The sequence below is a fragment of the Peribacillus sp. FW305-BF15 genome (assembly GCF_058783805.1).
Genome location: NZ_JBYSYV010000017.1, coordinates 91,402 through 114,672, shown reverse-complemented (window position 1 = coordinate 114,672; position 23,271 = coordinate 91,402). Strand labels below are relative to the sequence as shown.

The following is a 23,271-nucleotide window of genomic DNA, read 5'->3' as shown; positions in this document are numbered from 1 at the left end:
TGGAAATCAACGTCCAAATTGTACAAGCCATAAAAATAGACAAACTCGATTTTCATCGAGTTTGTCTACAGTCTGGGGCGATTCAATAAATGAATCGTCCTTTTTTATTTATTTCATAACAATGTAATTATTGAAATTATTCATAAAATAATAAAGTTAACTACAAAAAAGTAAAATAAATTATAAAATAATCATTAAACTATAATTAATTATTCTGAATTTTTCTTATAGAATGAATATATAACAAAAACAAGGGGGAAATGAAAATGAACACGATTACAAATAAGGTTATCCGATATACTGGAACAGAATTGCATACTAAAGGATGGCAACAAGAAGCAGTGCTTAGAATGCTTATGAATAATTTGGATCCTGAAGTTGCTGAACGTCCAGAAGATTTGGTGGTATACGGAGGGATTGGGAAAGCAGCTCGTAACTGGGAATGCTTTGATGCAATCGTCAAATCACTAAAAGAGCTTGAAGAAGATGAAACTTTACTTGTCCAATCAGGGAAACCGGTGGCCATTTTTAAAACGCATTCGGATGCACCACGTGTCCTGCTTGCAAATTCAAATATCGTCCCTGCATACGCGAACTGGGAAACATTCCATGAACTTGATAAAAAGGGATTGATGATGTATGGGCAGATGACAGCAGGCAGCTGGATATATATCGGATCTCAAGGGATCGTACAAGGTACATACGAGACCTTTGCCGAGCTTGCAAAACAACATTTTAATAACTCGTTAAAAGGCACCATCACTCTAACGGCAGGTTTAGGCGGAATGGGAGGGGCACAGCCGCTGGCAGTTACGATGAACGGTGGAGTCTGTATCGGGATCGATGTAGATGAGACAAGAATTGACAGGAGGATTGAGACTCGTTATACCGATGTGAAAACGGATTCATTGGATGAAGCCATTCGTTTAGCGAATGAAGCTAAACTTGCAGGGAAAGCATTATCGATTGGTTTGATTGGGAATGCTTCAGATATTCTTCCGGAAATGATCGCAAGGAACTTCATTCCTGATGTCTTGACGGATCAAACTTCGGCCCATGATCCGCTAAATGGATATACTCCTTCAGGCCTGTCAATGGTGGAGGCTGCAGAATTACGGAATGCAAATCCAGAAGAGTATATTAAACTCTCTAAAGCTTCAATGGCCAAACATGTAAGGGCGATGCTTGAAATGATGGAAAAAGGAGCTGTGACGTTTGATTATGGCAACAATATCCGTCAAGTTGCGAAAGATGAAGGGGTAGAGAATGCTTTTGACTTCCCGGGCTTCGTTCCAGCTTATATCCGTCCGCAATTCTGTGAAGGTAAAGGTCCATTCCGTTGGGTCGCTCTATCTGGAGATCCAGAAGATATTTATAAAACAGACCAAGCCATTTTACGTGAATTCGCTGATAATGAACATCTATGTAACTGGATTAGAATGGCTCAAGACAAAATCCAGTTCCAAGGTCTTCCTTCCCGTATTTGCTGGCTTGGTTATGGGGAGCGCGCCCGTTTTGGTAAAATCCTCAATGATATGGTTGCAAGCGGTGAATTGAAGGCCCCGATCGTGATTGGGCGTGACCATTTGGATTCTGGCTCTGTCGCTTCGCCGAATCGTGAAACGGAAGCCATGAAGGATGGTTCCGATGTAGTGGCTGACTGGCCGATCTTAAATGCAATGGTGAATGCTGTGGGCGGTGCAACCTGGGTTTCCGTACATCATGGTGGCGGCGTAGGAATGGGTTACTCCATGCATGCAGGCGTTGTAATTGTGGCAGATGGCACAAAAGAAGCAGCAGCCAGGATTGAGCGAGTGTTGACAACGGACCCTGGGATGGGTGTAGTACGCCATGTTGATGCAGGATATGAACTTGCAGAGGAAACAGCCCGTGAAAGAGGTATTAATATCCCGATGCTTGATAAAGGAATTGATAAAAAATGACAAAGCCAATTTGGATAAAACATGCCGCTCAACTTGCTACCCTTACCTCTGAAAGGAAAGGTCCGCGTTCCAAAGAGGCAATGTCGGAGCTTGGTTTGATAGAGGATGGAAGTATATGGATGGAATCAGGGTTGATCCAAGCTGTCGGGACAACCAAGCAATTGGAAAAACTCTATGCTGATAGAATGCATGAAGCTGAAGTCTTTGATGCAACTGGCCATTTGGTGACACCTGGGTTAGTTGATCCACATACGCATGTTGTATATGGCGGGAGTCGGGAACGTGAATTTGAAATGCGGCTTGAAGGCGCAACATATATGGACATTATGAACGCAGGTGGGGGCATTCATGCTACCACCCGTATGACAAGGGAAGCAAGTGAAGAAGAATTGATGGAGCTAACCACGCGACGACTTGATTCGTTTCTCGCTCATGGCGTGACTACAGTAGAAGGTAAAAGCGGCTATGGAATGAATTTGGAAACCGAATTAAAGCAGTTGCGGGTGATGAAGAAGCTACAGGAAGAGCATCCGGTTGATCTGGTTCCTACTTTTATGGGTGCCCATGCGGTTCCAAAGGATTATAAAGGCCGCGAGGATGAATTTGTCGATCATCTGATTAATGATATGCTTCCAATCGTCTCTGAAGAAAAGCTTGCAGAATTCAATGATGTCTTTTGTGAAAAGGGGGTTTTTACCCCTGAACAATCAGAGCGGATTTTAAAGGCGGGGAAAAAGTACGGCTTGATCCCTAAAATCCATGCTGATGAAATTGAGCCATACGGTGGAGCTGAATTAGCTGCGAAGATAGGAGCCATTTCAGCTGAGCATTTGTTAAAAGCTTCCGATGAGGGGATTACTGCTATGGCGAAGTCAGGCACGATTGCTTGCTTGCTTCCAGCCACTGCCTTGTATTTACGGGAAGAAGCGGCCCCTGGACGACGAATGGTTGATGAAGGAGTGGCTGTTGCCATTTCGACCGATTGCAATCCCGGATCTTCACCGACGACATCCATGCCGCTTGTCATGAATCTGGCATGCATTTCGATGCGGCTTACCCCTGCAGAAGCTCTTACGGCGGCGACATACAATGCTGCTTGTGCAATCAACAGGCAAGAAAGGGTCGGATCCCTTGAAGTCGGAAAACAAGCGGATGTCGTTTTATGGAATGTTGAAAACTATCAGGAGTTGCAATATTTATTTGGGGTCAATCACGTTAAGTCTGTATGGAAAAATGGAGTGCAAGTAGTGAATGATAAAGTGAAGACTGATACCAAAAGCCTTACTGGTCTATAAAATTCACTAATAGAAGAGAGTCTATACCCATCGAACCATAATTAGGTTGACCGGATCTCTCATGAAACACCAATTTAATGAACTTTAATCTATGTATCAGGAGCCTCTTTATATCCGCTGGAATTTTGGCGGATGTAAAAAGGCTTTGATACATACAACATGATCTAACAGTATTCCGAATTGCCAAAGCAAGAGATGTATCTGATATTTCAGTTGCACGGGTATACATGCTTCTATCCATGGTGGAATGCCTATTAATGTGTTTTTTTATATTTTACTAGAACTTGGCCAGTATCCGATTGTCATGTTTTTTTGTCTTGATCTGAGCTTCTCTATAGGGGGCGAAACAGTCAAGACCAGGATATTCATGGCTTTAAATTTATTACAGGCTGCATAATGCTGATGTTTAAAATCAGTCAGTATTGCTGCTCTCTACCAAACATCAAGGAGTGATTACATGTTGAGAAATAACTATCGTTATTTTATCATTTTTATGATTATTGTTATTACAATCATAAATTATATTGATAGAGGTGCACTTTCATATGCCCAAGCTGAAATAATCAAGGAGTTCAATTTAGATCCAGTAAGTTGGGGAGCCATACTGGGTTATTTTGGATATGGTTATATATTCGGTGCACTATTTGGTGGTGCTTTAGCAGATAAGAAAGGTCCTAAATTCATGTGGATCATTGCCGGAACTACGTGGTCTTTTTTTGAAATTGGGACAATCTTCGCAGGTCACATAGGTGCAGCATTATTTGGAGGCTCTGCCTTGGCAGGATTTGCGGTGTTTCGTGTTTTATTTGGTTTAGCTGAAGGACCTACCTTATCAACGATGAACCGAACGATGGCAAACTGGGTATCTCCTAAAGAAAAAGGGTTTGCTGTAGCACTTGGATTAGTTGGAACGCCAATTGGAGCATTAATTACTGCACCCATCGTAGTAGGTCTTCTAACATTCACTAACTGGAAAGTAACATTTGTTATTCTCGGTATATTAGGCTTTATTTGGGTAGCAATCTGGAACAAAGTATTTACAAATTTACCTGAAGATCATCCAAGAGTCTCGAAAACCGAACTTGAAGAAATTCGAAGAGCAGATATTTTAATAAAAGGTGAGACGAAATTAGACGAACAAATAAATGTACCATGGTACCATTTTTTTAAAAACCCTACGTTAGTATTTAATGCAATTGGATATTTTGCCTTTTTATATGTAAATATTTTATTACTTACATGGACCCCAAAATATCTGCAAGATGAATTTAATTATTCACTTTCTTCTCTTTCATATATTGGTATGATTCCCTGGGTAGGAGCTATTATCACTGGATTATTAGGTGGTAAAATCTCGGATATATTACGCAGGAAAACAGGGGATTTACGTATTGCCAGATCTTGGTTCACAGTAATCTCCTTATTTTGTACTGCTGTATGTTTTATGTTGATTCCGACTGTCGAGAGTGCGGCGGCCGTACTTGCTTTAATGTGTATAGGAAATGCCTTTAATTATTTACCTAATTCCATTTATTGGATCGTGATTCTGGATACAGAACCGAATAAAGCTGGTACATTTGGCGGGGTAACTCATTTCATTGCCAATCTGGCTACCATTATTGCCCCTACCTTAACAGGAAGTCTTGTCGCCATATATGGATATAATGCCATGTTTATTGCAGCTTCAATAGCCGTCACGATTGGCATGATAGCCATGGTTTTCGTGAAGCCTGGCAAACAAGGTAACTCATCGGAAACCACCAATAATATGGTTAGCTAAGATAAGGCATAAATGGATGTATATTGATTACGGATTATGTATTTCACTTTCAGAAGAAGTTTACAAGAGGAGCATCCGATTGATCTAGTTCCTACTTTTATGAGAGCCCATGCGGTTCCAAAGGATAATAATGGCCGTGAGCATGAATTTGTCGAGTAAAAACCCTCTTTAACGCCATTTTTGAAGAGTGATTCTAAAAACTGGCCTTTAAGAATCACTAAAAAAGATCAGGCCTTGATCTTCAGTCAATATCTACCCATTTCAGCAGATGAATTGGGCTTTTAGAAGTATTTATCCATATGTAAGGTGTTGAATAGTAGGATGGTGGTTTATCATCCTACCCATTGGCAGCATTAAACACTTTACCACTTTACAGTGAGATTAAATGAAAGTGTTTTAAGGAATTCGTGGAAATGAATCTTCCATGTGGAGGGAGTTTTATGTAGATAATCACTATCCATTCGAAAAATGGCATAAAAATGTTTGAGTTTAGCACAGAAAAGGAAGCAAGGGATAGATTTGAGGTAATGGAAGGCTGTAAAATCCTTAGTGAAGTCATTTATTTCAATGATAAACAATTGATTGAATCTTAAACTATATTTTCATATAGTAGATAGAAATTAAAAGGTAGAATGATTTGATATAGTTTATAAAAAGAGTATATTTTTATAATATTCTTTGCTCAATTTTTTTATAGTAAGCTTAATCGTTCCATTCAATTTCTTCGCCACTCACGGCGTGCTACAGTTCTGGTGTTTTTTTTTGAATCAATATATCTGATAAATCAAAAAATGGAGGAGATTCTTTGAACGAACAAAAATTCACGATTGACGATGCCCCGTTTAATAGGTTTCATTTTCGAATTGCAGGACTCACATTCGGTTCCAGCTTTTGTGATGGGTATTCTCTGGGGATCATTGCGATGGCCCTGACAGTATTCGGCCCTCAGATGAATATGAATTCATTGTGGACAGGGCTTATCGGCAGCTCTGCTTTAATCGGTCTGTTTGCGGGATCTTTAATACTTGGAAGACTTTCTGACCGTGTAGGCCGACAGAAAATCTTTCTCGTAAACTTTTTACTCATCACGGTAGCTACCATTTTACAATTTTTTGTTAGCAGCCCAGAAGAGCTTTTTATTTTACGGTTGCTGATTGGTTTTGGACTTGGAGGGGATTACGCTGTAGGTACGACTTTGCTTGCCGAGTTTTCTCCCAAAAAGTATCGCTCCTCGCTCCTCGCGTCTATAAACGTAGTGTGGACGCTTGGATATGTTGCATCAAACTTTGTTGGTCATTACTTGGGCCAGGTTGGTTCAGACTCATGGCGTTGGATGCTTGTCAGCGCAGCCATTCCGGCAATTGTGGTTTTAATCTTAAGAATAGGAACGCCTGAATCACCAAGGTGGCTTGTCAGCATGGGACGTGTCGAAGAAGCTCGCCAGATCGTAAAAAAACACCTTGGAGCGAACGTTGAAATGGGAGAAACGGCGACCGGCACAGAAGATCAAAAGACTCTGGGGTTTCGTGGGCTTTTCAGTAAAAGGCTTCGTAAGCGGTTGGCTTTTGGTGGAATATTCAAATTGACTCTCGTTATTCCATACTTTGCCATTTATACTTTCCTGCCTTCCATCCTTAGTACAATGGGGTTTGAACAGAACTTTTTTGCCGATACCATGTTAAATCTATTCTTGCTTGTTGGGGCAATTATTGGTCTTTGGCTGCTAGCAAAATTTTCTCGCAGAGGATTTACCATCGGGGCTTTCACGCTCCTTACTGTTTCATTGTTTTCACTCAGTTTCTTACACAATGGTTCTCAATTCTTAATGTTGGTAGCCTTCTTGATCTTTACTTTTTTCATGTCAGCAGCATCGAACCTTACACTAGTATACCCAGCAGAGCTTTTTCCAACTGAAATCCGTGGCTCAGGAATAGGTATGGTTACGGCAATTAGTCGAATTGGTTCTGCGATTGGAACATTTCTGCTGCCTGTTTCTTTAAGTTCATTCGGATTAAGTGCCTCAATGGCAGGAATGGCAGTCATTCTGCTGGTGGGCTTGATCGTATCGATAGCCTGGGCACCTGAAACGAAGAATCTTTCATTACATGAAGCAAGTGACCCATTGCTAGAAACGGAGAATTCTCCGAAAGGAACCGAAATTCCCTTTACTAAAAATGAAAAAATAACATAAGATAACTTCCAGTAAATAAATGAGAAGGACCAAAACTTTTTTCTCCTTCTTGATAAGTCTAAGGAGAGGAGATGTATAAGGATGACAACTGCCGATTGTTTACAACCGAAGGATATTAAAGAGGTTGTACTAGGTGATGGTGAAATCTCAATCGAAGAGGTAATTGCCGTTGCAAGATATGGGGCGATGGTTTCCTTTACACAAACATATTGTGATAGGGTGAATAAATCACGTAGCTTAATAGACAAGTTTTTAGATGAAAATCGATTGATTTATGGTGTAACTACGGGTTTTGGCAGTAATATGACCGAGGTGATTTCTCCAAAGGACGCAGAAACCCTTCAACGGAATATTGTTCGTTCACATGCCGTTTCTGTTGGGGAAACTCTTGAAAAAGAAGTCGTAAGGGCCATTCAGTTGATGATACTAGTGAATTTAGGCCAAGGGTATTCAGGAGTTCGTTTACAGGTATTAAATCTAATTGCTTCACTATTAAATCACGATATCATTCCGTTTGTTCCAGGTGATGGGTCAGTGGGGTATCTTTCCCCAGAAGCCCACATGGCCTTAGTGGTGATGGGTGAAGGGAAGGCATGGTATGAAGATGAGCTCATACCTGGCATGGAAGCTTTAAGGAAAGCTGGATTAGCACCTGTTACGTTAGGTGCTAAAGAAGGATTGGCACTTACAAGCGGGACTACTTCCGTCACCGCGATGGCTGTCCTGGCTTTATACAATAGCATTCAGGCGGCGAAAACCGCTGACATTACGGGAGCCATGTCCTTAGAAGTGCTGAAGGGTACTATAAAAGCATTTGATCCTCGTCCCCACTCATTGAAAAAACATGAGGAACAGGCTAAGACAGCCAGAAATGTATCAAGGATTCTTGAAGGCAGCCAAATCATTGATACATACAAGGAACATAGATTACAAGATGCACTTAGCTTACGATGCATTCCACAAGTCCATGGAGCCATAAAAAGAGTATTGAAAGACGCTGCTGTATCAATCAAGAATGAAATGAACTCTGTAAGTGACAATCCTCTGATTTTTCCTGAAGAAGAAGATGGAATTGGCCTGATGGCTGGGAATTTTGATGGTTCATTTGTTGGGATTTATGCGGATGCGATATCCATTGCGTTAGCAAACTTAGCAAAAATAGCAGAACGCAGAATAGATCGCCTTGTAAACCATCACCTTAGTGAATTACCTAATTTCTTAGTGGTTAATCCAGGTTTAAATAGCGGCTACATGATTCCGCAATATACAGCTGCCGGGCTATTAAATGAAATCAGGGTGCTCTCGCATCCAGCGACAATAGATAATATCCCTACATGTGCAAATCAAGAAGACGTGATAAGTTTTGCCTATTTTGCTTCGAGGAAAGCATATCGGATTTCGAAGAAACTTGAATATATTTTAGCCATTGAACTGATGACGGCAACGCAAGCAATGGATTTTCATCTACCTTTGAAACCGTCACCGGTTACGGAAGAGGTATATCATTTAGTTCGGAGCGAAGTCCCGATGGTTGAAGAAGATCGCTTTTTTCATCCTGACATTGAAGCGATTTATAGGCAAATTCATGAAGGGGAAATAGTGAAGCTCGTTGAAAGGGAGATCGGGGAAATAGAGTTCTAAAACCATGTGGAAGCTATTTTACTTTATTTTATAAGGTAAAATGGCTTCCTTTTTTTAAAATGAAGGACCATATTTAAAGGAGGAGGGATGAAAGATGCATTATGATGTAATTGTAATTGGAGCTGGATCCATGGGTATGTCTTCAGGTTATTATCTATCAAAAAAAGGACAAAAAGTATTATTATTGGATTCCTTTGCTCCTCCTCATAATAAGGGGAGCCATCACGGGGAAACAAGAATTATTAGGCATGCTTATGGTGAAGGCAGGGAGTATGTTTCTTTGGCACTTAAATCACAAAAGCTTTGGGGTGAATTGGAAAGAATTTCAGGTCAACAATTATTTCTTCCAACGGGGGTCCTGAATGCTGGAAGCCAGAATTCCACTTTCATTAAACAAGTGAAAGCAGGATCAAAGGAATATGGTTTACCTATGAAAATATTGGATTACCATGAAATTCATGATAGGTGGCCAGGAATAACACTGCCGGAAGACTACATTGGGTGCTATGAATCGACTTCGGGTGTGTTGAAAAGTGAAGAGTGCTTAAGGGCGTATCAACAACTTGCGAAGTCCCATGGTGCCGACATCATTGTAAACAGTGAAGTAAGGAAGATAGTTGCTCATGGTAACGGGGTCACGGTTATAACGGATGAACAAACATTCCACTCGGAGTCTTTAGTGGTTACAGTTGGGGCGTGGGCACCGAAAATATTGGCGATGTTAGATTTGAATCTCCCGCTGGAACCCATCAGAAAAACATTTGCCTGGTTTCATGCAAATGAAAAATTATATAATCATAATGATTTTCCGGCTTTTACTTTTGATACTTCAGTTGGTACATATTATGGCTTTCCTAGTATAAATGGTTCTGGACTGAAAATAGGCAGACATGATGGAGGACAGCGGATCAATCCTGATGGCTGTATCAAGGGTTTTGGTGAATTGGATGAGGATGAAGGAGATTTGATGAGGTTTTTAGGGCAATATATGCCTGCTGATCAAAAAATGAAATATGGGAAAACTTGCATCTATACCATGACCCCTGATGAGCATTTTATAGTGGATAAACATCCTTATTATCCACATATTGCTATAGCCGCAGGTTTCTCTGGACACGGTTTTAAGTTCAGCAGTGTCATGGGAGAAATTTTGAGTGACTTGATTATCTCCGGTACGACCAAGGAAGATATTTCATTGTTTTCGATTAACCGATTTTGAATTAATAGACTCCAAACTTAAAAGCAGTAATCATGGCCGTTGCTTCCTTACAAAGGAAACAACGGCTTTTTTGTATCAAACTGTAATGTTAGGTTTTCTAACAAAATATTGTCGAAATAATTAAAATATGCTAGAATGAGAATATTCCGAAATATGAAACTGTGGTTCCGAATTTCGGAACGTGTGCATTATATTGATTGAAAGAGGACTTACATATTTTTATGGTTTACTAAAATTTCCGTTATTAAAGGAGAGGGTAGTATGAACAAGGTTGATTTGAATTGTGATTTAGGAGAAAGTTTTGGCGCTTACCGGATGGGTAATGATCAAGAAATTTTAGATTATGTAACATCTGTCAATGTAGCTTGTGGATTCCACGCTGGTGATCCGACAGTCATGAGAAAAACGGTTCAGCTTGCTTTAGGGAAAGATGTCAAAATCGGAGCCCACCCAGGTTTACAGGATTTAATAGGATTTGGCAGACGCAATATGAATATTTCACCACAGGAAGCTTATGATATTGTCGTCTATCAAATTGGAGCATTAAATGGCTTCCTGCAATCCGAAGGCGGAAGTATGCAGCATGTGAAACCGCATGGGGCTTTGTACAATATGGCCGCAAAGAACAAGGAATTATCCATGGCCATTGCCGAAGCGGTATATAAAGTGAATCCCGAACTTATCTTATTTGGTTTGTCGGGCAGTGAATTAATACGCGCCGGACAGGCTATCGGATTGCAAACAGGGAGTGAAGTATTTGCCGATCGCACCTACCAACATGATGGCTCATTGACTTCCCGCTTGGAAAAGGACGCACTGATTGAAAACGATGATGTTGCGGTTGCCCAAGTCATTCGCATGGTGAAGGAAGGGAAGGTACTGTCCCAGCAAGGCTCAGATGTGGCTTTAAAAGCAGATACCATTTGTATTCACGGGGACGGGGCACATGCTTTATCCTTTGCAAGGCATGTTAGGGAATCTTTGCAATTATCTGAAATAACAGTCAAGTCCTTTTCTTGAAAAAAACTAAACAATCAGGAGGAAGATTCCATTGGAGCCAATCAAAAATACAACAGCACAGAAAAAGAATTTGACTAAGCCAAAAACGAACCGCACTTTATTGTTAGGTGCAGCATTCCTAATGGCAACATCGGCAATTGGACCAGGTTTTTTAATGCAAACGACCGTTTATACCCAAAGCCTTGCGGCAAGTTTCGGTTTCGTTATCCTTATTTCAGTCATTCTTGATATATTTGCCCAAACTAATGTATGGCGGATTATTGCTGTATCCGAAAAGCGGGGTCAAGAGATTGCAAACATGGTCCTTCCTGGGCTGGGTTATGTACTGGCAGCACTGATCGTCATGGGCGGGCTGGCATTTAATATTGGAAATATCGCAGGAGCCGGATTAGGTCTGAATGCGATGACGGGAATATCCCCAACTACGGGGGCGGCAATAAGCGCAGTCATTGCCGTACTGATTTTTGTAGTGAAAGAAGCAGGAAAAGCGATGGACCGTTTTACGCAAATCGCTGGATTTTTCATGATTTGTTTGATGATTTACGTTGCTTGGACAACCTCTCCTCCTGTAGGGGAAGCGGTAGTGAAGACCTTTGCCCCTGATAAAATCGATATTATCGCCATCGTTACATTAGTGGGCGGATCTGTAGGCGGCTACATTACTTTTGCGGGTGGCCATCGTCTATTGGATGCAGGAGTGAAGGGCGTTGACTCGTTACCTCAGGTCACGAAGAGCTCGGTAATGGGGATCCTGATAACGACTGTCATGCGCGTTGCCCTATTTCTGGCAGTACTTGGTGTTGTATCGAAAGGTTTACAAATTGATCCGGGTAACCCTGCAGCATCCGTTTTTCAACTGGCTGCGGGTGATATAGGATATAAAATCTTTGGTGTCGTCATGTGGGCTGCAGCAATCACGTCTGTTGTTGGAGCGGCATATACTTCGGTTTCATTTATCAGAACTTTCAGCGAAAAGATAAATAAGAAGGCAAACTGGATAATCATTGGCTTTATAGCGGTATCGACCATTTGCTTTCTATTGATTGGTCAACCGGTTAAGGTATTGCTTATAGTTGGGGCCATTAATGGACTGATTTTACCAATTGCTCTTGGAACATTGCTTATTGCCGCATATAAGAAAAATATCGTGGGTGATTATAAGCATCCTTTATGGTTAACGATTTCCGGTGTATTCGTGGTAGTCATCATGGCGTTGATGGGCGTATATACATTAATGAAACAACTGCCAGCACTTTTTTAATGATCAATGAATGAAAATCCAATAAAAATAGGTGGAAATGGCGTGCCGGTTTGTCACTTTCTGCCACTTTGTAATAGGAGATGAATACTAATGATTGATCTTTCTCAAGCTACCCCGGCTGAGTTGCGTTCAATGATTCGAAACAACGAATTGATAAAGCCGACCGCTGGCATGGCTAACGGTTATGCACAAGCGAACTTAGCCATCTTAAAAAAAGAGCATGCTTTTGATTTCTTATTATTCTGTCAGCGTAACCCTAAATCCTGTCCATTGCTGGATGTTACGGAAATTGGTTCACCCATTCCCGCATTTGCAGCGAGGTCTGGGGATATCCGCACCGATATTCCGAAATATAGGGTATATAAATATGGAGAATTAGTGGAAGAAGTAACGGATATCTCAAACTACTGGGAAGAGGATATGGTTGGATTTTTAATTGGGTGCAGCTTTACATTCGAACACGCCCTTTTAAACAATGATATATCGATTCGTCACATTGAAGAGGGATGCAATGTACCAATGTATAAAACCAATATCCCTTGTATTGAAGCAGGGATTTTTCATGGGAAAATGGTGGCTAGCATGAGGCCGATTCCACAAAAGGATGTGGTGAGGGCAGCTCAAGTGACATCGCGTTTTCCGGCCGTTCATGGCGCTCCAATCCATATTGGCGACCCTGAAGCGATTGGTGTTTCCAGCATTCAGCATCCGGATTTTGGTGATCCAGTAACGATTCGTGAAGGGGAAGTCCCGGTATTTTGGGCATGTGGTGTAACACCTCAATCCATTGCTATGGAAACTAAACCGGAGATCATGATCACGCATGCACCTGGATATATGTTCATAACGGACATTCGTGATGAAAAATTAGGAGTTTTATAACTGACAGAAAGAGATGATTCCTATGCCGGAAAAGCTTTTGAAAAAAACTTCATATACACTTTCTCCATTAGGCGATTCCGCAATCGTGATAACATTCGGGAATGGAATGGAATACAGCGTTCACAAAAAAATAAAATTGTTAAAGGATTTGCTGGAAGATGAACCTTTTGCAGGGTTTATAGAATGTGTACCGGCTTATACCAATTTGACGGTTTTTTATGATCCACTGGTTATTTATAAGGAACAAAATAAAAGCAATGGTAATGAAACCATATCTCCCTTCGAAGTGGTCCGTTCCATCTTGGAAATGAAATTACAGGATTTAAAAGAAGATAAGAAACTGATACATCGAAAGGTTACCATTCCCGTGTGCTATGGGTATGAATATGGACCCGATTTGGAATATGTTGCACGCTATAATGATTTGACTACTGATGAAGTCATTCATATTCATTCAACCGGTGAATATTTGGCTTATATGATTGGGTTCGCACCGGGTTTCCCGTTTCTTGGCGGACTTTCAGAGAACATCGCGACACCTAGGCGTTCCTCTCCCCGAATGACCATTCCGGCAGGGGCAGTAGGGATTGCCGGTATGCAAACGGGAGTATATCCCATATCAACGCCTGGTGGATGGCAATTGATCGGACAAACGCCAACCAAACTATTTTTACCAAATGTAAATCCTCCAAGTCTATTACAAGCAGGGGACATTGTGAAGTTCCACCCGATTACGGATCAAGAATATAAAGAAATGATTCTTAAGGAGGGGATACAGTGAGCCTGCGCGTAATCAAACCGGGATTATTGACCAGTATACAGGATCTTGGAAGAAAAGGATTCAAGCAACATGGGGTGATCGTAAGCGGGGCGATGGATGCACATTCTTTACGAATTGCCAATATGTTGGTTGGCAATGAAGAAGGAGAAGCGGCCTTGGAAATTACTTTAATGGGTCCGACCATTAAAGTAGAGAAAAATTGCCTGATTTCGATAACAGGTGGAAATTTATCACCTACACTTGATAATAAGGTGGTACCGATGTGGAAGCCCATTCTTGTGAAAAATGGATCGATTCTTCGATTTGAAGGGTGTAAATCAGGTTGCAGGGCGTACTTAACTGTAGCGGGAGGCTTTGCTATTCCTGAAATTATGGAGAGTAAAAGCACATATCTAAGGGCTGGGATTGGCGGTTATATGGGGAGGGCATTAAAGGCTGACGATGTCTTGCAGTTTAATGAACCTTCGATGAATCTTGATGATCGAACGTTTAAAGGTTCATTTTCCTTCCCAAAGTGGTTTGTCAATGAGAAGGGGTTCATGCCAGGAGGAAAACCTCACATCCGTTTCATCGATGGAAGCCAATATGAATATTTCACAGATTCAAGTAAAGATAGTTTTGTAGAGAGGCTATTTAAAGTTTCCAATCAATCCGACCGCATGGGATATAGAATATCGGGCCCTGCACTGAAATTAAAGGATAATGGGGAGTTATTATCTGAAGCGGTTACAAATGGGTCCGTTCAGGTTCCTCCAGATGGAAATCCGATCATCCTCCTTTCAGATAGCCAAACAACGGGCGGATATCCTAAGATAGCTCAGGTGATTACGGCGGATTTACCAATTATCGCTCAGGTTAAACCAGGGGAATCGATTCAGTTCTCACGGGTGAATTTAAAGGAGGCTGAACGGCTGTTCCTTCAAAAAGAACGGCAATTGAAGGAATTGAAGGTTTCAATTTCATTGGCCTTGAAAAAATGGCTGGATATATAATGCTTCTACAATTAACGCAAAAGATGAGAAAGTACTCTTAAAGTGTGCTTTCTTCAGACTGTAGGCAAACTCGATGAAAATCGAGTTTGTCTACATTTTTTTATAGCTTGTACAATTTGACGTTGATTGGAACGTAAGGCTCGCTTTCCGCGGGCGGTCCGGGAGCCTTCTCGGCTTTCGCCTGCGGGGTCTCCCCTGGACGCTTTTCCCGCTGGAGTCTCGAACACCAGCTCCAATCAATTTTGTTTTACCTTTTAGATAGAACACTTTTGCCTAGAGTCATTTTTGTTTTAAAATAGGTCTATTAAAACTTGAGGTGAAGAGGATGCTTTCTAAACATGATTCTATTCAGCGAGATCAACTTGAAATGATTACTTTAGATCAACTGGTGCCACCGAACCATATTGGTTGGTAAAATTGAGGCTTCCTTGACTTCACTTTCATTTATGACTTGGTGAAAGATATGTATTCAGAGGTAGGACGCTTATTTTTCATTCATTATACCTTCGATATTCGTTCTATGTTAAAACGATTGAAGAAGCTGAAACACATATGGATTACCGTTGACCTTATGTCTGCAAACTGGAGAAAGTACTCTTAAAGAGTGCTTTCTTTTTTGTTTCATTAAACAAAGTTCATGATAAAGAAGGTCCCTTTCTTCCACTATGTCCAATAATGTCTTCCAAAACCGGTTTGCAATTCGAAAGTGAGGAGAGGTTGACATGCATTTTTTCTTCAAAAAAATCTTGAAACCCAACATCACTTATTTACATTATTACCCCAATCCCAAATAAGAAGTTATGAAATTAGAGTGAAGGAAATATGGACTAATCACCATTCTGACGTCTGAATTTCTGTTTATTTTCAAAAGTTAAGGGGATTTTTCCAAAAGGATGGGGAAGTTCCCCGATATCGAACAATCAGACAAGATCTTACAATAAGGGTATGGTAATTGTTTGTAATGAGGAGGAATAATAATGCAGGCAAAAGTCGCCGTAAATCAAAAAACAGGAAAATCGATTGATGATGCTTTTGCATCACATTTTGCAAAGTCTATGTTTCTAGCAGTTTGCGGACTTGTATTCTTATCGTTTATAGGTACGAGAATGTTTACACACGTGGATTTAAACCTTTATGGCTATATGGTGGGGACGTTTATTTTTATTGGGGGTTTCTTTTACAGATTTATCGCTTGGGGGGAAAGGCCGCCAACAAAGGTTTTTATAAAAAAAGGAATCAAAATTCTCTTAAGAAGATCAACGCCCAAAACAACAGTTGAACATTTAGCAACATACAATTTCATCTGGAACAGGGGAATTTACCGATGGACACAGCACGTTCTTATGGGCTGGGGCTGCATTCTTTCCTGCTTCGTGACCTTTCCTCTAGTATTTGGATGGATGTACATCACAATGGACGAGAACGGTTACTACAACATCATCGCAATGGGGATCCAAGTAATGACAGTGCCAGCTGATGGGCTCATTGCGAAGTTATCATATAACGCACTGAACATAACAGCAGTGATGGTCATTTCCGGAGTATGCATGGCCCTTTATCGCCGTTTGAAAAATATGCAGGCAAGGGCAGAGCAACAATTCATGTATGACTTCCTTCCATTATTCATGCTGTTATTGGTCAGCGTTACAGGATTGGCACTAACGTTCATGAACATTTTTATGCATGGTGCAGGACAGCCGGCCATGTCCCTGATTCACCAATGGTCAGTCATCATTACATTGATTTATCTTCCGTTTGGAAAACTTGCGCACATACCTTTCCGCCCAATGAGTGTATTTGCAAGAAACTACAGAGAACATTATGCGGAACAATCCTGAAAGGATGCAAAGTATGCGGTAATGAGTTTGTTTCAACAGAACAATCAAAAGATGTCATAGAGGTACTCGGCAGGAATGATATAGAATTCCAAGCGAAAGAAGGCCACCATCTCGCTGAAATGTGCCTTCCTTGTCGAAGAAAATACAGGATTGCCCAATTTTCTGGGTTCCCCATCCATGAAGTAAAAGTTAAGGAGGCAAACCAGGATGCAAAAGGATAAGTTTTTTTAAGCAGAAAGTAATGTGGTACACCCGAATGAAACATTGGTCAAAACCCATTGTGCTTATTGCGGAATGCAGTGCGGAATGAATTTAAGGGTAAATGTAGCGACGAATAAAATCATTGGGGTTGAACCCCGTTATGACTGGCCTGTAACCGTAGGGAAAATGTGTCCAAAAGGGGTTACAGCTTACCAGCAGACGAATCATGATGATCGTATTTTAAAACCGCTTATTCGTGATGATGCTTCATTAAAGGGAACAAAGGAAGGTTTCCGTGAAGCAAGCTGGAATGAGGCGTATGATTTAATCGCAAATAAGTTCAGGGAACTTCAAGTTAAATATGGAAAAGATTCATTATCCGTTTTCAGCGGGGTATCAATGACAAATGAAAAATGCTATTTAACAGGGAAATTTGCACGTGTGGCTCTTGGAACTCGCTACATTGATTATAATGGCCGATTTTGCATGTCGAGTGCAGCCGGGGGATTCCTTCGTTCTTTTGGAGTTGATAGAGGTTCAACATTACCTTGGACTGATATTCATGAAACAGATTGCTTATTTATTGCAGGAAGCAACACAGCAGAATGCCATCCAACTTCTATGTTCCGTGTTTGGAACGTACAAGAAAGAGGAGGGTACATTATCGTGGCAGATCCCCGTGAAACTCCTATTGCGAGAAGAGCAGATGTTCATCTTGACTTGAAACCGGGAACGGATCTTGCCCTTGCTAATGGAATCTTAAATCTATTAATTCAAAACGGTTATGCTGACGAAGAGTTCATTAATAATCATACGAACGGGTTTGAAGAAACAAAAGAACTTGTAAAAGAATTTACACCGGAATATACGAGTGAGCTTACAGGTGTGGCATCGAAAAAAATCATTCGTGCAGCAGAAATTTATGGGAAATCACCAAATGCAGTTGTCATGTTCGCACGTGGAATCGAACAGCAGCATAAGGGTGTTGACAATGTATCTGGATATACAAACTTGGCGCTTGTGACAGGTAAAATCGGACGGCCAAAGTCTGGTGTAGCGACATTCACCGGTCAAGGAAACGGACAGGGGGGACGGGAGCATGGCCAGAAAGCCGATTTATTGCCAGGATACCGTAAAATTACAAACCCTGAACATGTAGCAGAGGTTTGTAAAGTATGGAAAATCACTCCTGAAGAAATGCCCCAGCCGGGTGTTTCTGCATATGAAATGTTTGAGTTGATGGAACAAAAAACGATTCGCGGACTGTATCTGCTATGTTCTAATCCTGCAGTATCTGCTCCGAATCTGAATTTCGTCAGAACTGCGATGAAAAATCTTGATTTTATGGTGTGTTCGGATTTCTATCTTTCTGAATCAGCGGTGTTTGCGGATGTGATCCTGCCATCTGTAACGTGGTCAGAAGATGAAGGAACAGTTACTAACCTTGAAGGAAGAATTATTAAGATAAATAAGGCACAAGAACCAATCGGTGAATCTAAGCCCGACTGGCAAATACAAGTAGAACTTGCAGAACGTCTTGGAAAAGGAAAATACTTTTCCCATTTGAAAACAGCAAAAGATATAGCTGATGAATTCAGACTGGCTAGTAAAGGAGGATATGCCGATTATTATGGTGCTACATGGGATAAGATCGACAAACAGGACGGAGTTTTTTGGCCTTGTAAGGATGAAAATGATATGGGAACGCCGCATATGTTCCTGGATAAAAAATTCTATCACGCAGACGGGAAAGCGAAAATTTGTGCGCTTCCTTACCGTCCCCCTGCTGAAGAGCCAGATGAAAAATATCCACTTCGTTTAACAACCGGTCGTGTCGTTTACCACTACTTATCTGGAAACCAGACGAGAAGAATCCAGTTTCTGCGTGATATGTGCCCGGAGCCATACGTCGAAGTGCATCCGGAAACAGCAAAAAAATACAATATGGACCATGAGGATAAGGTCCGCCTGTACACCCGGAGAGGCGAGGCAATCTATAAAGTGAAAATTACAGAGGCAATTCGTAAGGACACTGTATTTGTTCCATACCACTTTGGGCACGAGCAATCTATCAACCTATTAACGATTGCAGCGCTTGACCCAATATCCCGTATGCCGGAGTTTAAGGTCTGTGCGGCTCAAATGGAAAAAGTCGAAATAAAGAAGGTGCAATAAATGAAAAAGAGGCTCTATTTAGAACTTGAAAACTGCATAGGATGCCGGTCATGCCTTGCTGCTTGTACACAATGCGGAGGTCATGAAGAGCGGAACAGGAACTACGTTTATGATGTAAACCCTCTGGTCAATCGGCAGACGATGCCTCTTATGTGCCTCCATTGTGTGAATCCGGCCTGTGCAAGAAGTTGTCCTGCCCAGGCAATCCAAATACATGAGATAGGGGCCGTCTTATCAGCTCTAGTTGAAAAATGTATTGGCTGCCAAAACTGTACGATCGCTTGTCTGTATGGAATACCAAAATTTGATACAGAGCAAAACTTAATGTATAAATGCGATTTATGTATTGACCGGACAAAAAACGGTATCCCGCCAATGTGTGCAAGTGTTTGTCCATCCAACACACTTCAGTGGCTCACCGATGAGGAAATTGGAAATAGAAAAAAACAATTTAATCTAGATAATGGAAAATGGGTGAGTAGCCTGCCTTATCTTGAAAAGTGAAACGAACGTTAAGGTAAATTTGCCTGGTATTTTACAAGGAATTGAAAAGCTATTTTAGGAGGGATTTATATGCCGTCGGATAAAAATAATAAAATCCCCTTTAATGAAGATAATTACACCCATAATATTGAACGGGATAATGAAAGAAAGCTCGACAGACGAGGGTTCAAGGCATGAACTTGTTGCATTCGCTTTAAAAAAGGGGTTATTAGGGTATGGAATTTAACTTGGACAGTAAATCGAAAGAGGAACAACCATTTAAAAAAGCGTGTGAATATGTATTAGATGAAATGAACGGTGATTTTGTAGGACTTGCCTTACAAAACAGAAAAGGTCCTGATATAAGCTGGCATTATGCCGCCGGCAACAGAAATGATAAGTACAAAAGGATAACTGTTCGATATGGAAAAGGAATTGCAGGCAGGGTCATATCAACGGGGACACCGATGAAGATTGAGGGTTTCCCCAATAATATCCACGGCAAAGCTTTAGATTATCCCATCATGCTTGCGGAAAATCTCCGTTGCGCCTTCGCGGTTCCGATTCAATTTAAAGGTGTTCCCAAAGGGGTATTATTAGTAGGTAAACGAACAGTTCAGCCCATTTCTGAAAGTGACCAGCATAAGATCCTTGATGCAGCGAAAAAAATGGAAAAGGAATTGAACAGCTTAATTTAACATGGCAACAAGGAGGATTATGTATGGACTTGAATAAACATTTGGAAATGGAAAAAGGGGGTACGCCTGGATCCCGACAATCCTTGTCAATGAATCTGGAGTCATCTCTTTTGCGAATCAACAGGTATATGACAACTTTGGTTATGAACATCATGAAATGAACGGGGAAAAGCTTCTGAATCTTATACCAGGGGCAAACCTGCAACACAGCGGAGCAGGGGAGATTATCCACCAGTTGGGGATCCACCGGGATGGTCATGCTTTTTCGCTTTTTTTCAGGGTGAACTCCTTTCAGCTTGCGAAAGAGCTTTATTACTTAATTGTAGTCCATAAAGTGAAAGACCAATCACGGATTAACCAGCAGCAATCCTATCCGATCAATGAACTGGTTGATTTAATTTACGCACTCGATGAATCTACGATTGTTGCATTTACTGATGAAAAGGGCAAGATAATAAACTTTAATAAGAAATTTTGCGAGGTATCCAAATATTCAGCAACAGAGCTTATCGGGAAGGACCACCGAATTATCAATTCAGGTCATCATTCAAAGGAATTTATGCAAGAGCTTTGGCGGACAATTTCATCAGGAAGTGTTTGGCGGGGTGAAATCAAGAATAAAGCGAAGGATGGAACTCATTATTGGGTCGATACCACAATTGTCCCTTTCTTAAATGAAAAAGGGAACCCATATAAATACCTGGCAATTCGCAAGGAAATTACCGAATATAAACGAGTTTTAGAGGAATTGGGGAAATTCGTAAATAAAATGGCCGATTTCCAATTTGCTTTGGATGCTTCCTCGATTGTAGCAATAACCGATCAAAGAGGGACGATTAAATATGTCAATGATCAATTTTGCCGGATTTCAAAGTTTTCAAAAGAAGAGCTGATCGGACAGGATCATCGGATCATTAACTCGGGATTTCATTCGAAAGAGTTTTTCAACAATCTTTGGAAAACAATATCATCAGGGGAAGTATGGAAAGGCGAGATTAAAAATAAGACCAAGGATAATACTTATTATTGGGTTGATACGACAATCGTTCCATTTCTTGATGAGTTCCAGAAACCTTATCAATATTTAGCGATTCGTTATGAAGTGACCCAGCGTAAGCTTGCGGAAGAAGAGATTAAGAAAATGACCGGGAAAATCATTGATGTGCAGGAAGAAGAAAGAAAACGCATTTCCCGAGAGCTTCATGATGATATCGGACAAAACTTATACAGCCATCTCATAACGATTAACAGACTTCAGACAGAAATGGATCATCCCCTGTTAGATCAAATGCAAGATGAAGCGACCGAAATTATCGAATCACTCCGGCATCTATCCTGGGAATTAAGGCCATCGGTACTTGATGATCTTGGACTGTTCCCTGCCATACGCTCTTTAGTGGCGCAATTTTTAGAGCATCATCATATCAAGGTCCATTTTGAATGCTATTTGAACTGCCGTCTGAATGCAAACAAAGAAATTACCATTTACCGTATTATTCAAGAGGCATTAACAAATATTAGGAAATATGCCTATACCGAGGAAGCTGCAGTGACGATCCAGGAAATAGAGGAAGAAGTTCGTGTAGAAATAAAAGATCAAGGAAAGGGCTTTGATATCGAAAAAGTTACCCGAGGAGTAGGCTTATTCAGTATGGAGGAAAGAGCCAGAGTTTGCGGCGGAAACCTTATCCTTCATTCTCGTGAAGGGAAAGGGACAAAAGTAATATTGAAAATGCCTTTGTAGTGGATGGGTTTTCGTAATGATCAAGTAACTTAATCAGCTAAACGCTTCAGCATTTCACATTATTACTCGCTCCATGGGCTTCAGGATAATAAAATGATTCGATCAAATATTAAAAAGTGCCGGTAAATCAAATGAGAATACAAACAGAGCATTTCGAAAAACAATCAATACGGTTATTTTCATTACATCCTTTCTTCCTGTTTTATAATAGAATGATAGTTAAGGAAAACATGTATCATGAAAGGAGACATTGTATGCAGGCACATAACAAAACGGTCGTGAAATCCATGCAAATCCTAACCCTTTTCATAAATCATCCAAAACTGACCTTTAATGAAATGATGGAACTTTCCAATTTGCCGAAAACGTCGTTACACCGTATGGTGGGATCTTTGGAGGAAATGGGGTTTTTGACAAAGGACGATGATGGCCGCTATTCACTTGGATTGATATTCCTTCAGTTTGGTCAACTGGTAGGGGAGCGTTTGGATATCAGGTCAATCGCCTATCCGATCATGAAAGACCTGCGGGATGATGTTGAAGAAGCAGTGAATTTAATTGTAAGGGATAAGGATGAAGCGATGTATATTGAAAAGGTGGACACCCTGCAGCCTGTTCGACTTTATACATCCATTGGAAGGCGTTCGCCATTGTACGCTGGCGATTCTCGAATCATCCTAGCGTTTTTGCCAGAAGAAGAGCGTGAAAATTATTTGGAAAACATCCAATTAAAACCAATCGCCATGGGAACGATTACGGATAAAACTAAACTCCGTCATGCAATGGATGAAGCGAGATCAAATGGGTACACGATAACTTCATCAGAACTGGAGGATTATACAAAAGCGGTGAGTGCGCCGATACTCAATGGTAAAGGTGAAATAGTAGCCGGTATTAGTGTCGCTGGGATTGAAGCAAGATTTCAGGAAGATCGCTTGCCTGAATTGATTGACAAAGTAACGAAAGCTGCCAAAGCCATTTCCGTGAAACTTGGTTCTCAAACACATTAATGAAAATAGAAAAGTCATTTCATTTTCGGAATATATTTTTCTTAAATAAGATAACTTATTTAAGATAGTCGATTCCTGCATTCTACATATAGGAAGTAAAGCCACCGCTTATGGTGG

At 40.9% G+C, this 23,271-nt stretch carries 16 protein-coding genes and 3 pseudogenes; all 19 read left to right on the top strand.

The window, feature by feature from the left end:
• Positions 1-266: 266 nt before the first annotated feature.
• Complete coding sequence (gene hutU, locus AC3WLU_RS18390; protein ID WP_063576521.1) at positions 267-1,943, top strand: urocanate hydratase; 1,677 nt, start codon at positions 267-269, stop codon at positions 1,941-1,943.
• Positions 1,940-3,238 carry an imidazolonepropionase gene (gene hutI / locus AC3WLU_RS18385; RefSeq protein WP_492597695.1) on the top strand — a complete coding sequence of 433 codons (1,299 nt, stop codon included), beginning with the start codon at positions 1,940-1,942 and terminating at the stop codon, positions 3,236-3,238. Before hutU ends, hutI begins: the two co-directional genes overlap by 4 nt.
• Before the next feature lie 457 nt (positions 3,239-3,695).
• A complete protein-coding gene (locus tag AC3WLU_RS18380; protein WP_492597694.1) occupies positions 3,696-5,018 on the top strand; it encodes an MFS transporter in 1,323 nt (440 codons plus the stop codon).
• A gap of 805 nt (positions 5,019-5,823) precedes the next feature.
• The gene (locus AC3WLU_RS18375) at positions 5,824-7,209 is read left to right on the top strand and encodes an MFS transporter (protein WP_492597693.1); all 1,386 of its coding nucleotides are present in this window, start codon (positions 5,824-5,826) and stop codon (positions 7,207-7,209) included.
• Positions 7,210-7,290: 81 nt separating this feature from the next.
• Positions 7,291-8,850, top strand: coding sequence for a histidine ammonia-lyase (gene hutH, locus AC3WLU_RS18370; protein WP_492597692.1), 1,560 nt, complete (start codon positions 7,291-7,293; stop codon positions 8,848-8,850).
• 94 nt (positions 8,851-8,944) lie between these two features.
• A complete protein-coding gene (gene solA, locus AC3WLU_RS18365; protein WP_106026552.1) occupies positions 8,945-10,069 on the top strand; it encodes an N-methyl-L-tryptophan oxidase in 1,125 nt (374 codons plus the stop codon).
• Between the two features lie 261 nt (positions 10,070-10,330).
• Positions 10,331-11,089 (top strand): 5-oxoprolinase subunit PxpA, encoded by a 759-nt coding sequence (pxpA, locus tag AC3WLU_RS18360; RefSeq protein WP_258249235.1) that lies wholly within the window; start codon positions 10,331-10,333, stop codon positions 11,087-11,089.
• 121 nt (positions 11,090-11,210) lie between these two features.
• Positions 11,211-12,350 carry an NRAMP family divalent metal transporter gene (locus AC3WLU_RS18355; protein ID WP_492597698.1) on the top strand — a complete coding sequence of 380 codons (1,140 nt, stop codon included), beginning with the start codon at positions 11,211-11,213 and terminating at the stop codon, positions 12,348-12,350.
• A gap of 90 nt (positions 12,351-12,440) precedes the next feature.
• Positions 12,441-13,232: a putative hydro-lyase gene (locus AC3WLU_RS18350; protein ID WP_191929855.1), complete on the top strand. Its 792-nt coding sequence runs from the start codon at positions 12,441-12,443 to the stop codon at positions 13,230-13,232.
• Positions 13,233-13,254: 22 nt separating this feature from the next.
• The gene (gene pxpB / locus AC3WLU_RS18345) at positions 13,255-14,013 is read left to right on the top strand and encodes a 5-oxoprolinase subunit PxpB (protein WP_492597691.1); all 759 of its coding nucleotides are present in this window, start codon (positions 13,255-13,257) and stop codon (positions 14,011-14,013) included.
• On the top strand, positions 14,010-15,005 hold the full coding sequence (locus tag AC3WLU_RS18340; RefSeq protein WP_492597690.1) for a 5-oxoprolinase subunit C family protein: 996 nt from the start codon (positions 14,010-14,012) through the stop codon (positions 15,003-15,005). The genes pxpB and AC3WLU_RS18340 overlap by 4 nt, the downstream gene beginning before the upstream one ends.
• A 977-nt stretch (positions 15,006-15,982) precedes the next feature.
• Positions 15,983-17,064, top strand: a pseudogene (locus AC3WLU_RS18335) (hypothetical protein).
• A 22-nt stretch (positions 17,065-17,086) separates the two neighbouring features.
• A complete protein-coding gene (locus tag AC3WLU_RS18330) occupies positions 17,087-19,219 on the top strand; it encodes a molybdopterin oxidoreductase family protein (protein ID WP_492597689.1) in 2,133 nt (710 codons plus the stop codon).
• A pseudogene (locus tag AC3WLU_RS18325) lies at positions 19,220-19,781 on the top strand (4Fe-4S dicluster domain-containing protein).
• A gap of 11 nt (positions 19,782-19,792) precedes the next feature.
• Positions 19,793-19,891: pseudogene (locus AC3WLU_RS18320) on the top strand (2Fe-2S ferredoxin); the annotation flags it as partial.
• A 47-nt stretch (positions 19,892-19,938) separates the two neighbouring features.
• Positions 19,939-20,400 carry a GAF domain-containing protein gene (locus AC3WLU_RS18315; RefSeq protein WP_492597688.1) on the top strand — a complete coding sequence of 154 codons (462 nt, stop codon included), beginning with the start codon at positions 19,939-19,941 and terminating at the stop codon, positions 20,398-20,400.
• 23 nt (positions 20,401-20,423) lie between these two features.
• The gene (locus AC3WLU_RS18310) at positions 20,424-20,561 is read left to right on the top strand and encodes a hypothetical protein (RefSeq protein WP_492597687.1); all 138 of its coding nucleotides are present in this window, start codon (positions 20,424-20,426) and stop codon (positions 20,559-20,561) included.
• Entirely contained in the window at positions 20,504-22,144 is a 1,641-nt protein-coding gene (locus AC3WLU_RS18305; RefSeq protein WP_492597697.1) for a PAS domain-containing sensor histidine kinase, read from the top strand. The genes AC3WLU_RS18310 and AC3WLU_RS18305 overlap by 58 nt, the downstream gene beginning before the upstream one ends.
• Before the next feature lie 254 nt (positions 22,145-22,398).
• Complete coding sequence (locus AC3WLU_RS18300; RefSeq protein ID WP_413008181.1) at positions 22,399-23,154, top strand: IclR family transcriptional regulator; 756 nt, start codon at positions 22,399-22,401, stop codon at positions 23,152-23,154.
• The last annotated feature ends 117 nt before the right edge of the window (positions 23,155-23,271 follow it).

Bases quoted from the DNA above. Each gene is read 5' to 3' on its own strand.
- hutU (WP_063576521.1), top strand. From the start codon at position 267: ATGAACACGATTACAAATAAGGTTATCCGATATACTGGAACAGAATTG.
- hutI (WP_492597695.1), top strand. From the start codon at position 1,940: ATGACAAAGCCAATTTGGATAAAACATGCCGCTCAACTTGCTACCCTT.
- AC3WLU_RS18380 (WP_492597694.1), top strand. From the start codon at position 3,696: ATGTTGAGAAATAACTATCGTTATTTTATCATTTTTATGATTATTGTT.
- hutH (WP_492597692.1), top strand. From the start codon at position 7,291: ATGACAACTGCCGATTGTTTACAACCGAAGGATATTAAAGAGGTTGTA.
- solA (WP_106026552.1), top strand. From the start codon at position 8,945: ATGCATTATGATGTAATTGTAATTGGAGCTGGATCCATGGGTATGTCT.
- pxpA (WP_258249235.1), top strand. From the start codon at position 10,331: ATGAACAAGGTTGATTTGAATTGTGATTTAGGAGAAAGTTTTGGCGCT.
- AC3WLU_RS18355 (WP_492597698.1), top strand. From the start codon at position 11,211: ATGGCAACATCGGCAATTGGACCAGGTTTTTTAATGCAAACGACCGTT.
- AC3WLU_RS18350 (WP_191929855.1), top strand. From the start codon at position 12,441: ATGATTGATCTTTCTCAAGCTACCCCGGCTGAGTTGCGTTCAATGATT.
- pxpB (WP_492597691.1), top strand. From the start codon at position 13,255: ATGCCGGAAAAGCTTTTGAAAAAAACTTCATATACACTTTCTCCATTA.
- AC3WLU_RS18315 (WP_492597688.1), top strand. From the start codon at position 19,939: ATGGAATTTAACTTGGACAGTAAATCGAAAGAGGAACAACCATTTAAA.
- AC3WLU_RS18310 (WP_492597687.1), top strand. From the start codon at position 20,424: ATGGACTTGAATAAACATTTGGAAATGGAAAAAGGGGGTACGCCTGGA.
- AC3WLU_RS18300 (WP_413008181.1), top strand. From the start codon at position 22,399: ATGCAGGCACATAACAAAACGGTCGTGAAATCCATGCAAATCCTAACC.